Annotated in this window: 1 protein-coding gene; it reads right to left on the minus strand. The window is 61.5% G+C overall.

What is annotated here, in order from left to right; all coding sequences use genetic code 11:
* Positions 1 to 37: 37 nt before the first annotated feature.
* Positions 38 to 13,828, minus strand: a complete 13,791-nt coding sequence (locus ACNAZS_RS18830) for an SDR family NAD(P)-dependent oxidoreductase (RefSeq protein ID WP_415792029.1) — start codon at positions 13,826 to 13,828, stop codon at positions 38 to 40.
* Positions 13,829 to 13,860: the final 32 nt, after the last annotated feature.

Genomic DNA, 13,860 nt, shown 5'->3' on the forward strand with positions numbered 1-13,860 from the left:
GCAATCTCGTCACAGCACGTTTTCCTAGTAGCCCGGGTCAATCGACGACGCTGAGTTCAGCCTCATCGATTTCGCCGTCGGCGCCCTTGGTCAAGGCACGAACATAAAAATTGGTAAGTTTGACCAAGACCTCGCCATTGGCATTCAGAAGCCGGATATCGAACATCATGATGTCGCCGGAAGCCGTGTCTCCCGCCGAGCGTTCGACGTAGACGTGGCAGGTTTCTGTCAAGGGATGCAGGATGGCGATAGCGTCCACGGCGAAGGGGACATGCGGCGTATTTGCACCGTGGCCGGCCACCATGCCAATGACCGTTTGCAAAGCCCCGTCCAGCAAGCAGGGATGCAACAGATATTGGTCGAAGTCCTCAAGCAGGCTGTCGGCAAGCTTCAGTTTCGAGAGCGCGAAATCCGACCCTATATGCAGTTCCTGTATCGTCTGAAAGCTGAAGCCGTAGTCGAAGCCGCCTTGCCGGAATTGCCGGTAGCATTCCTCGTGACCCAGCATCCGGGTGGCGCGCTGCCGGAGTTCTGGCAAGGAAACTGCCGGCTCCGAATCACCGCCCACGGCGTCGTCAGCCTGAAATACCAGTCGGCCTTCGGCATGGACGATCTGCTCATGGTCGCTATCGAGCGACACGATGGTGTATTGCACATCGCCGCCACTGGCTTGCAACAGGGTCTTGACCTGCAGCCCCGCATCATCCAGTTTCAGCGGATGCAGCCAGAAGACGTCGTTGATCCGCACAACCGGGACTTCGGCCGCAAACGCACCGCTGGCGCAAGCCATCTCGACGAAGCCCGAGCCGGGAAAGATAGCTTCGCCATTAATACGATGATCCCGCCCGTAATAATGTTGCGCCGATAATGACGAAGCAAAGCCGATTTCATTCAATGTCGAGACATTGTCGTGCACCAGGGGATGGAGTCGCGGCGGCCCGGCAACCTCTTCGCGCCGCGGCCCAACTTCGTGTTTTATCGGCGCCGCAGATGCGCCATCGGACAGCCAGTAGCGGGTAGAGGAAAACGGATAGGTGGGCAAAGGCAGGCGTCGCACGGAATGTCCCTCGTGCAACAGGTTCCAGGAAATTTCCTGGCCCGCCACCCATCGTTGGGCGATTGCCGCCAGATCCGACTGCGCGACCGCCAAGCGCACACGCTCACGGTCTTCGGTACTGACGGACTTCTTCCGGCGATGCGGTTCCACACGGCTGGCCGACAGCCCGGTGGACGGCCGTTGCTCCAGGTAGGCAGCCAATTCAGTCGCCAGTCCGGCGGCGTTTTCTGCCACGACAGCCAGCCTTTGCTCCATGGCTTCGCGCCCAATCTGCATCGTGTACGCCAACCGGCTCATGTCTACCAGGTCATTGTGCTTGAGGTATTCCAGCAGGTCGGCGGCACGCTCCCGCAGCCCGCTTTCATCCCGAGCGGACAAAACCATCAAATGTTTTTGCCTAGCCGCGCCGATCGTCGGTGCGACGGCCGGCGCTTCTTCAAGTATCACGCAGGCATTGACACCACCCGCCCCGAACGAGTTGATCATGGCCCGACGCACGTGGCCTGCTGCCACTTTCCATGGCGTCAACTGCCGTTGCAAGTAGAACGGCGTGTCAGCGAACGGGATATCCGGATTGACCGGATCCGCGTGCAAGGTCGGCGCGATTTCACGATACTTGAACTGCATCAGTACCTTGATCACGCCGGCGATGCCCGCCGCCGATTCGGCATGCCCCGCATTCGCCTTCAACGACCCCAGTGCGCAGAACTGCTTGCGGGCCGTTCGTTTGCCGAATGCCTGAGTCAGCGACAACACCTCCAGGCTGTCGCCCAACTGGGTTCCCGTCCCATGGCCTTCCACGTAGCTGATGGTGGCCGGATCAATCTCCGCCTTGGCCAGGGCTTCTTCGATCAACAGGGCCTGCGAATTTGGATTGGGTGCGGAGTATCCGTTGGAGCGGCCGCTGTGTGCGGTCGCGCTCGCTACTACCACGCCATAAACGTGGTCGCCATCCGCCATCGCCCGCGACAATGGCTTGAGAATGACGGTACCCAGGCCTTCACCGGGAATGAAACCATCATCGCCATGGCCGAAGCTGCGGCATTTGCCATCGACGGCCAGCATGCGGCGCCGGCACAAGGATTGATACTTGGAGGGGTGCAGGTACAGGTTGACGCCGCCCGCAATCGCCACCTGGCAATCGCCATTCCTGAGGCTTTCGCCCGCCAGGTGCAGCGCCATCAGCGAGGACGAGCAAGCCGTGTCAATCGGCATGCTGGGCCCCTGGAAGTCAAAGAAATACGATACCCGATTAGCGATCGACCACGGCAGCGAACCGGGTGCGACCATGTTGCCGCGACGCCATTCTTCGGGCGCAAGCATTTGATAAGTGTTGGTCGTGACACCGACGAACACCCCGACATCTGCGCTCTTACCCTTGGGATGTTGCGCTTTGAGGCTGTCCCGCGTGTAGCCGGCGTCTTCGAGCGCGCTCCAGACCGACTGGATAAACAGCCGCTCTTGCGGATCCATCATACGAGCATCGTCGGCGGAAATACTGAAGAAGCTCGCATCGAATGTATCGACATCGTTCAGGAACCCACCCCATTTGCAATAGATTTTTCCTTCACGCGCCAAATCCGGGTCATCCGCAAAATGTTCCTCGGCATCCCATCGTTCCTGAGGTACCGGGACGATCAGATCTTTACCGGCACGCAGGTTTTGCCAGAACGCCTGCGCGGAATCCGAACCCGGAAAGCGTCCGTGCACGCCGATGATGGCAATTGGCTCGCGCCGGGCGTCAGGCATGACCGTGGCCTGTGTGAGCACGGCCTGTATCGGCTCGGACTTTGTACCCACAGGCGAATCAACGTGCGTTGACTGGCTATCCGGTACTGAGGCCTGCGTGATTGCCCTTGACTGCGCATCGCCAAAGCGCCGCGCCACCGCAGCTGCCGCCTCGCTGAGGAAATAACCCGCCAACGCCTCTATGCTTTCGTATTGATAAAACAAGGTCTTAGGCAAGGCGCCGAAGTCCCGTTCCAATTTGGTGTTCATCCGGCTGATCATCATGGAATCGACACCAAACGAAGTCAATGGCTCCTGGGGATCGATACGCTCGACGGGCAGCTTGATCTCATCGCCAAGCATGGCCCTGAGGTAGCCCTCTAACGCGGTGTCCATTGCCTGATCCGATACATCGACGCCGACCGGGCGTAACGCCGGTGCGGCGACCGGCGCCGTTGCAGACACCATTTGGGTTACGGACAAAGGCGCGGACAAATAGGCGGTGATTTTGGCGGCGTTCCCATATACCGGCATGCACTGCACATCGCCGCCCCGCAGCAGTTCCTCCCAACTGGCCACGCCAACCTCGGTCGGCAACGGCCGCAAGCCGGTTTTCCGCGCCAGCAGCTCGATATCGGACGCCGGCAGCTGCATGCCGCCGTCTTCCCACAAGGGCCAGTTGATGGACAGGGTATGCCCTGCCCGCTCTCCGGCCTCGACCCAGCGCATGCGCTGCTCGGCAAAAGCGTCAAGGAAATTATTGGCATAGGCGTAGTCGCTCTGGCCGACATTACCCACTGCCCCCGCCACCGACGAGAACAGCACGAACCAGTCCAGGCTCTGATGCCGGGTCGCTTCGTCCAGGTTCAGACAGCCCTGGATTTTGGCGGACAAGACCTGTGCCATCTCTTCACGGGACTTATTCAACACAAAGGCGTCGCGATGGATGCCCGCGCTGTGAATAACCCCATCGAGGCGACCGTAACGTCGTTGCGCTTCGGCAACCAGGTGTTGGGTATGGCTGGCGTCGGCCACATCGGCCTGCACATAAACCACGTCATCGGGCTGGTCGGCGTGGGCCTGCAACAATGCCAGCTTGCGCTGCAACGCATCGGCGAGCGCCGAGCGTCCCGAGAGCACCAGGCGAGCGCCGTACTCCTTGACAAGCCATGTGCCAAACAAATAGCCCACGCCGCCCAGGCCACCGGTAATTAGATAGACTCCGCGCTGGCGTATCGGTGCCCCAAGCGGCGCCTGCGCGCGATTGCGCGGCTGCATGGTCTTGAGTTCGCGCCGCAGGGTCTGCGATCCGCCGCGGTAGCGCACCTCGCCATCCCGCCAGCTGGCATCGTCCAGTTCCAGCACGATATGACGCACGAGCGTATCCATCGGCCACGGATCGTCGATCGATAGTAGCTTCCACACAAAGCCCGGGCGTTCCAAAGCCAAACTGCGGCAATAGCCGGCGAGAGCCAGATGCAAGGCCAGGGACACGTCGTTCGTCACACCCGATGTCCCACCATGCAGGGACAAGAGTTTCAGGGGGCCGCGCACCTGCGAGGCGAGCCATGCCTGGCACAGCGCATGAATAGCGTACACACCCTCATCAAGTTGCTTATCCACGGAACCGTACCCCGCACAATGCACGACGGTGTCGGGGAAGGTGCCGGCTGCGTGCAGATCCTGTACGAGTCGGACAACGTCCGCGCTTGATCTAGCGTCTACGCAATAGTGGCCGTTATCCCGTTGTCGATAGGGACCAGCCATCTCCACCGTGATGATCATGGCATCGGGTATGGCCCATCGCAGCGCCGACGCCAGAACGGCATCCGCGTTCAACAACAGAAGTGACGACGCCCCCGTTGCACTTGCGACAGGCGCCTCGGAGGCCTGCCACGTCGCCTCGTAATACAGCAAATCGGTGTCGCCAGGCGTTTGCGCTTGAACCGCCATCGATGGTGTTGCCGGCGGAATTGCACCCGTCTCGATCCAGTAGTGCTCCCGGACGAACGGATAGGTGGGTAGCGACACGCGCCTCACGGATTCATTGCGGAACAAGGCCGGCCAATCGATGCTGGCGCCGTGGATCCACGATTCTGCCAATCCGGACAAATTCTGACGGACAACGTCCACGACAGGCACATCACCCGGGACGTCCTTGCCCACTCGGCCCTCAAATACGTGCTCCAACGCCGTCGCACCCGACGCGGATTGCGCCAACCAGACGCGCAGCTTGTCGATCAGTTCTATCGTGGTGCTGGCGATCACGGCCAGCCGATGTGTCATGGCCGTGCGGCCGACCTGGGTGGTGAAGGCGACATCGCTCAGCGCCAGGCCTGGCTCGTCGAGCAAATGCGCAATCAGATTCTGCGCATAAACGCGCAGCGATGCCTGGTCGCGCGCCGACATCAGCACGGCCTCGGGGCGTTGATGCTGAGACGACGGTGGCGCCTGGAATTCCTCTAGGATCACATGGGCGTTCGAGCCACCCGCGCCAAACGAGCTGATCGCCGCGCGGCGCGGCTTGCCATCCAGGCTTGGCCAGTCTTCCAATGTGCGCTGCACCTGGAACGGCGTACCGGCGAAATCGATATGCGGGTTGAGCGCTTGCGCATGCAACGAGGGCACTCGCTGACCATACTTGAACTGCAACAACACCTTGGTAAGTGCGGCGATACCGGCAGCCGATTCAAGATGCCCTATGTTGGACTTGACCGAGCCAATGGCGCAGGACTGCGCCTGCATCGATCCGTCGCCCGCATTCGTATACGCCCGCACCAGGCCGGTCATTTCTATCGGGTCACCAAGCGCCGTGCCAGTACCATGGGTTTCCACGTAGCCTATGCTGGCAGGATTCACTCGCGCCAGATCCAGGGCATTGCGGATCAGCTCGCCCTGGGCCACGGGGTTGGGCACGGTATAGCCGTTGGTCTTGCCGCCATGGTTGACGACTGCCGCCTTGATGACGGCGTAGATCTGGTCGCCATCGGCCACCGCCTGGTGCAGCGGCTTGAGCAGCACCGCACCCACGCCTTCGCCCGGAACGTAGCCGTCGCCGCCCGCGCCAAAGCTGCGACAACGTCCGTCGGTGGACGCGAAATTGCCCTGGCTCAAACTCAAGTACTTTGCCGGATGCAGCGACAGATTGACGCCGCCCGCGATGGCAAGGGGCACACTACCCTGGCGCAAGGCTTCGCAAGCCAGGTGAATCGCCGTGAGCGAGGACGAGCACATCGTGTCCACTGCCAGGCTGGGGCCGTGAAAGTCAAAGAAATACGACACCCGATTGGCCACGGACGCGAACGATGAACTGGGCATGCCGCCCGCGCCAGCGTTGACGCCATAGAATTCATATTGTCCCCACATGACACCCACGTACACACCGACATGCTGCCCCGCGTAGGCGACCCTGTCGTACCCGGCATCTTCCATCGTCTGCCAGACAGTCTCCAGGAATAACCTTTCCTGCGGGTCGATAAGTTCGGCTTCTTTGGGTGAGATGCTGAAGAACAGTGCATCGAAGGTATCAACGCCATCGAGGAACCCCCCCCACTTGCTATAGGCCTTACCTGGCTGATGGCGTTCGGGGTGGAAGAACATCGAATGATCCCAGCGCTCAGGCGGAATCTCGGTAATGCAGTCGCGTCCCTGCTTGAGGTTATCCCAGAATTCCCGCAGATTGGCGGCCTGCGGGTAGCGTCCCGCAACGCCGATGATAGCGATGTCGTCTATCGGCTTGGGATGTTGTGACGGCGCAAGCTTGCCCGCCAGCATTTTGCGCGGGCGCGCCGCGCCTACTGTCATAGCGGGGGTGGAACTCACTGCCGCCATGCTTGCAGCCGCCTGACCGCTTTCGGCTGTGCCGATCAGCACGCTCAGCTTGTCCGGAAAAGCCTTGACCAGGTGACCCGCAAGACTGGCTAGGTTCTGATATTCAAAGAAGAGAGTCTTGGACAAGGCGCCGAAACGCTGCTCCAGCTGGTTAGTCAGCTTCATGGCAAGTACGGAATCCATGCCGTACTTCTCCAACGCCGCCTTGGGCTCCACTTCGTGGGCGGGTATCCGCATAAGCTCGGAGAATTCACCGATCAAATAACGTACCGTCCGATCGTGCAAGGAATCGTCGGCGTCCGTGGGCAAGGTCGATGCCGTCCCGACGACATCCGTTGTCGGCGCGACTGTGGGTTCCGGCCGCAAGACCCGAAGCAAACGATCTACGTTGCCCTCGGCCACCAGGACCCGCGCGCTAGTCTGCGACAGGCTCTGATGGAAGGCCAACATGCCCGACGCCGTCGCCAGCGGCTCCATGCCCGACACCGCGCGCAAGGCAGCCAATGTTGCATTATCCAGTCGCATGCCACCATCCTGCCATAGCGGCCAATGGAGGGAGACCGTACGACCATGGCGAGCGCCGGTCGCAACCAGCGCATTGCGGTAACCCGCATAGTGATCCATGAAACCATTGGCCGCCGCGTAATCGGCCTGCCCCACGTTGCCCACTGCCGAAGCCATGGAAGAAAACAGGGCAAAGAAATCCAGCCTTAGTCGTTGCGTAGCCAAGTCCAGGTTTTCGGTACCGGCGACCTTGGGCGCCAGCACCCGGGCAAACTCCTGCGGTGTCTTGTTGACGATGAAGCCATCGTGGATCATGCCTGCGCTGTGCAACACCCCATGCAAGCCGCCGAATTGCGCCGCGATCGCCGCGACGACGGCTTCGACCTCGGCTTGCCGCGTCAAGTCGATCTGGCGGTACACGAGCCGGCTCAGCGGCACTTGCAGTTCTTCGGCCAGATGTACCAGATCGTCGCGCTTCTCATCGGTCAAGGCCGAGCGGCCACTCAGCACGACGACGGCGTCCTTGGAATGCGCAAAGATATTGCGCGTAAACAACGTCCCCAAGCCGCCCATGCCGCCAGTAATGAGGTAGACGCCGCCGTCGCGCCAGGCCATGGGCGTGGCCTCGTCCACCGGTAGCTGTTGCCAGCGCAATACGCTGGGCACCGCAGCGGCGATGTCGATACACGGCTCATGCGGCGAAGCGGCCGCCGCGTGTAGCCGCGCGGCCAGGTTGGCCGCATCCATATCGGGCGCGCATACCACCAACTGTCCCAACAGCAGCGGATTCTCTCGCCGCGCGGAGGCGATCAGGCCAGACAGCCCTGTCAGCAGCGCATCGTCCTCGGCGCCAACCACGACCAGTTGGACCAGCGTTCTGTCCGTTACCCCGGCTTGCATCAGGGCTTGCAGTTGTTCGAAGCCCGCCAACGCTGCCCGTTGGTAGCGCTTAGCATGGCTGTCCTTGGCATCTGCCGCCAGGATCAACCGAACCTCGCGACCCGGCATTGCCGCCGCAACAAGCTCGGTGCCTGGAACCTGTTTGCCGCACAGCCATACGTGATGATGCTCGGTCGCTACCGTGGCGACCGGCTCGCCCTGTGGCGACACGGATTGCCATTCGGGACGCGCCAGCAACAGGCCGCGCTCGGGATCGCGGCGCACTGCGCGCAGCCCCAGACCGATCAGGCGCAAACACACCTGGCCATTCGTGTCGAGCAAATCGAGGTCCAGCTTGGTGATACCCGCCGCCGCATCGCTATCCGCGGCTTTCCGTATCCAAGCCTGCATGCGTGGGCCACAAGGCGCCACCATAACGAAGCGATCGAGCATGAAGGGGATAGCAGGCTCACGCAGCGAAGCGATGTCACCCATCATGCCCAGGCTGGCCTGCAGTGCACCGTCCAGCAGGCCCGGATACAGCATCAAGCCTTGATCCCAGCCGGGTGCGCCGTCACGAACGGCCAATTCGGCCAGGACCTGATCGTTGCCACGCCGGACGATCTCCACACACTGGAATGCTGGCCCATAGTGCACGCCCAGCGCACCAAAAACGTTATAGAGCGCTTGGGGCGGTATCGACGTCTGACTCAGCGTGGCGTCGACTGCACGCAAATCCACCGGGCCACGCGCCTCGGGCTCCACCCGTCGCGCGTGGCCATGGCAATGTTGGTGCGTTTCGCCTTCGGCAGCGCCGCTCAGCACCTCGAACCCAACACCACCCCTGTCGTCCGCCAACAGTGCAATGGTGACGGTGGCGGAGCCATCGACCACCAACGGCTCCACCCAGACGACGTTCTCCAATTCCAGCTGGCCTTCGGTGTCGCCGAACGCGTGCGCGACTGCGGCGCGCACCATCTCCAAATAGGCCACGGCAGGCAACACCTTTTGCTTGCCCACGCCTGGCAGGGATATCTGATGATCGGTAAGAAAGAACTCCCTGCCGTCGAATACCGACTGATAGCGTTGCTGAAAGAAGTTGGACAAATTAACGTGCAACAGGGGATGCAGATGCGCACTCTGTCCGCTCGCTGCCTTGCGCGCGGCCTCCCCACCGTTGAACCAATAGCGATCGCGCGCGAAGGGGTACGTGGGTAGGCTTACGAGGGTCGGCCGGCGATCACCATGGAATTTTCTCCAATCCAGCGTCAGTCCGTTCACCCAGAGTTCGGCCAGTCTGTCGAACTTGCCGCGCGCTATCCACCTATCTATGGTCTCGGCCATGTCCTCGTCCTGATCGAGGCTGTCGACGAAGCCGGCGTCGGGTGCGACCCGGCCCGCAAAGCACTGTGCGACGGGATCTTCGCCGCGTGCATAGACGTGCAGCTTGTCGGCCAGTTCCGCTAGTGAATTCACCACCAGCGCCAGCCGCACATCCAGGACCTCGCGGCCCGATTGCAGGGTATGGGCCACCGCGCGCAGGTCCAGCGCGCCTGGACGCGCCTGAATGTAGTCAGCGAGTTGCGACGCCTTGCGACGCAATTGATCGTCCGTCCGCGCCGACAACGGTATCAGCGTTGGCTCGCTTGCCTCAGTCGACGGCGTATGCGCCGCACGGTATTCCTCGATAATGAAGTGAGCATTCGAGCCGCCGGCCCCAAACGAGGACAACCCGGCGATGCGGGGGATCTCCCGCCCGTTTATCCGCGTACGCGCCCACGGCGTCAGTATTTGGTTAACCACGAATGGTGAGGCCGCGAAATCAATATGGGGATTGAGCCTCTCGGCGTGCAAGGATGGCACCAACATGCCATGCCGCATTTGCAGCAAGATCTTGGTCAGTCCGGCAATACCCGCCGCGGATTCGCAGTGACCAACATTCGACTTGGCCGAACCCAGCGCGCAGAACTGACGCTCGTCAGTATCGCGACGAAACGCCTGCGACAGCGCGGCGACTTCTATGGGATCGCCCAGCTTGGTACCTGTGCCATGCGCCTCGATATAGCCAATATGCCTGGCATCGATGCCCGCCTCTTTCATCGCCATGGCGATCACCGCAGCCTGAAGCTTGGGATTGGGCACCGAGTAGCCGTTGGTCTTGCCCCCATGGTTGAGCGCGCTACCCTTGATCACGCCATAGATATGATTGCCGTCGCGCTCGGCGTCGGCCAGGCGCTTGAGCACGACCACGCCCACGCCTTCGCCCGGAATGTAGCCGTCGCCCCCCTCGCCAAAGCTCTGGCACGCGCCATCACCCGAAATGTACTGCCCGGCGCTGAGGATGAGGTATTTGTTGGGATGCATGCTTAGGTTGACGCCACCGGCTATCGCCAGGTCTGTCCTGCCCTGCTTGAGGTCCTGGCAGGCCAGGTGCATAGCCGTCAGCGACGACGAGCACATGGTGTCCAGCGTCATGCTGGGGCCATGCAGATTCATCACGTACGAAACACGGTTGGCGATGCTCGCGTAGCTCACCGGCACGCCCACCGGCTGTCCATGCACACTGGCCTCGGCACCCAGCAACTGGTATTCGCCGTACATCACGCCCACGTAGACGCCTACCTGCCCCGGCGGTCCGTTGTGCGACGGGATCTGCATGCTGGCGCGGGTATAGCCGGCATCCTCGACCGCCATCCAGGCATGTTGCAGGAACATGCGCTCCTGCGGATCCAGCATGTGCGCGTCGACTGGAGGGATGTTGAAGAACAGCGGATCGAATTCGTCGATGCCTCGGATGAAACCGCCCCATTTGCTGTAGTGGCGGCCTGGAGCGTTGCGATCCTCGCTGTAGTAATCGCGCCAGTTCCAGCGTTCGGCCGGAACCTCGGTAATGCAGTTTTTGCCGTCGCGCAGCACCGTCCAGAACGCCTCAATGTCCTCGGCCTGGGGATAGCGGCCACTGAGGCCGACGATGGCGATCGGTTCGTGTTGATGATTGTCCGGCAACGTGTGGGCCTGAACAGACGCGGTGGCGCGTCCTTTTTTTCGTTGCACGCGACGGGCCGTCGATGACGCAACGGCGACGTCCGACGACCCGACAGTCCCCCCCACCGGCATTGCGGATTGCCCGACACCGCTGTCGGCCTCGGCCGCCCCAACCGGAAACAGCTTGCGCAGGCTCGCATCATGCGTCTGCATGAAATAGTCGGCTAACTCGTCTATGGTCTGGTACTCGAAGAACAAGGTCTTCGACAGTGCGCCAAAATGCTTTTCCAGTTGCGCGGTCAAATCCATCGCCAGGACGGAGTCTATGCCGTATTTTTCCAGCGGTGCACAGGGATCAATTTTCCCGTAGGGCAATTTGAACAACACGGCAAGCTGGTGGCGCAGGTAATCCCGCGTACGCTGGCGCAGATCGGCGGGTATGAACTTGTCTACCCCTTGCGCCGCGTGCGCTCCATCAACCGCCCGCACCTCGCCCCGCTCTGCATCCGCGTCCTCGATCGTGATCGTCGATGCCTTGCCGAACAACTCGGCACGAATCTTGTCCAGTTCACCTTCGACGACTAGCATTTGGCCCAGCCCGGCGTCCAAGCCCGCATGGAACGCACGCAGGCCGTGAACGCTGGACAGCGGCAGCATTCCCGTGGCGGCTCGCATGGCTTCCTGTTGACGCTCGGGCATGTGCATGCCGCCGTCACGCCACAGCGGCCAGTTGATGGCCAGCGTGGCTCCGCTACGCAGCCCGGCGGCCACCATTTGATTGCGCCGCGCCGCATAGTGATCCAGGTAGCCGTTGGCGACGGCATAGTCCGCCTGGCCCAGATTGCCCATGACCGAAGCGCCGGACGAGAACAGCACCAGAAAGTCCAGATCGATGTCCTGGCTGGCCAGATCGAGGTTGGCCGCCCCATACACCTTGGGCTTTAACACGCTGGCAAATTCAGCGGCGGTTTTTTTAACGATGAAGCTGTCGGCAATCATGCCGGCACTGTGGATGATGCCCTTGATCGGCCCCAGGCTCGCCGTCAGTTCGGCCATCAAGCCACGAACGTCGTTGAGGTCGGCCAGATCAATTTGCCGATAGACCAGACGCTCGCCCGCGCCCAGCTCGGCCGCCAGGGCCTGCACGCGCGGCAACACCGAATCGCTATCTGCGCGCCCGGTCAGAACCACCTTGGCTGAACGGGTGTGGCGCAAAATGTCCGCGGCAAACAATTTACCCAGGCCACCCAAGCCGCCGGTCAGCACATAAACGCCGTGCTCCTTGATCAGCATGCGTGGTGCAATGTCCAGTTCGCTATGATCGATCCAGCCCGGCACTTGCCTGGTCGCGCCGCGATAGCGCACCACAGGGGCCGAGGTTTGTTCTATTTCGGCCTGCAAGCACCCCCATAAATGCTGGGCCGTCATCGCGCCATCCTGGATGACGACTTGGCCCTGAAAGTCCGGATTCTCCAGCGCCGCTGTCTTGAACAGGCCAGACAACGCCAACAAAGCGTCCTGCTCGCCGGCACGCAACAGCAGTTGCACCCGCGCCGGTATGCCATCAGGATTGCGCAGGATGTTGCGGATGATCTCGAAGGCATCCAGCGCCAGCGCAGTGAATCCTACCGCCGACTCAGGCGAACCTTTCAGCCGATGCCATTGCAGTCGCGGCGCCAGGTTCTGCAGGTCGGACACCTCTTCGTCCGGCCAATTGCAAACGATGACGTGATGGATAAACGTCGCATACTCATTCACCCTGGCCGACAGGGGCGCGTCCTGCCAGGCGACGCTGGCCAGCACCAAGCCGGCTTTGTTGTCGTTGCCAGCACCGACGGGGGCAGGACCTGCGCCCAGCGCCCGCGAAGTGAATCCACGCAACTGCGCGCACACGCTGCCTTCGGCGTCGCACAAATCGATGTCCAGTCTGATCACGCCACGTTGGGGCTGGGAATCGGCCGCGTGGCGAACCCAGACCATCATTTCTTTCGGGCATGGTGCGAATACCCGCATCGTCTCCAGGGCAAAGGGCAGTGATGAATCACGAGGCAGATTATCGAGGTCAGGCAGCAACCCTATGGACGCCTGCAGGGCACCATCCACCAGACTGGGGTGCAGGCGATAGGCAGACAAGGTACCGTCAACCGTCTCCGGCAGGATAAGGCGAGCCAGGGCTTCGTCACGACCCGCGATCACCGTGCGCACGGATTGGTGTGCGGGACCAAAACGTATACCCATCTCACGATACGCGGCGTAGACCTCAGCTGCGTCGATGCGGCCACGCGTCATACGCCGTTCGATGCTGGCGATATCAAGCGGCGCCGATGCGTCCTCCGCCAGCATGCGAACCATGCCGCGGCAATGGACGACATCGTCTCCTGTCTCATCCGGCCCGGCGCTGAAAATTTCGAACTCGATGCCGCCCGCGTCCGTTGCAGCCGGCGCCAACGCAATAAAAACCTGCCGAGTTGCGCTCACCACCAGCGGGGCAAGCCATACCACGTCGGTCAGTTCGACAGGTGCGCTTTCGTTGCCGTCCGGCAAGGCATCCATCAGAGCAGCCCGTGCCATTTCCAGGTACGCCACGCCTGGCAATACGGACTGCGGCTTACCGTCCATCATCACCCGATGGTCGATAAGGTAGAACTCCTTGCCGCTGAACAAAGTGCCGTAGCGCTGTTCCTGCAGGTCGGACACATTGCGCTGCACTAAGGGATGGATGACCGTCTCCCTCGCCGCGCCGCCCGTATTGCCCGAAAACTGCCGAATCAGCTCCAGCGCGCTTGCCTTCGACAAACGCCGGCTCTTCAGTTCGGAAACGACGTACTCAACAAAATCGATCATGATTTTCGCTATTCCTTTCGGCACGCCCCCCC

Origin of the sequence: Bordetella tumulicola (genome assembly GCF_965138755.1) — a bacterium.
GTDB classification, from domain to species: domain Bacteria; phylum Pseudomonadota; class Gammaproteobacteria; order Burkholderiales; family Burkholderiaceae_B; genus Bordetella_A; species Bordetella_A tumulicola.

Coding starts and splice junctions, on each gene's coding strand:
- ACNAZS_RS18830 (WP_415792029.1), bottom strand. CDS start 13,828: ATGATCGATTTTGTTGAGTACGTCGTTTCCGAACTGAAGAGCCGGCGT.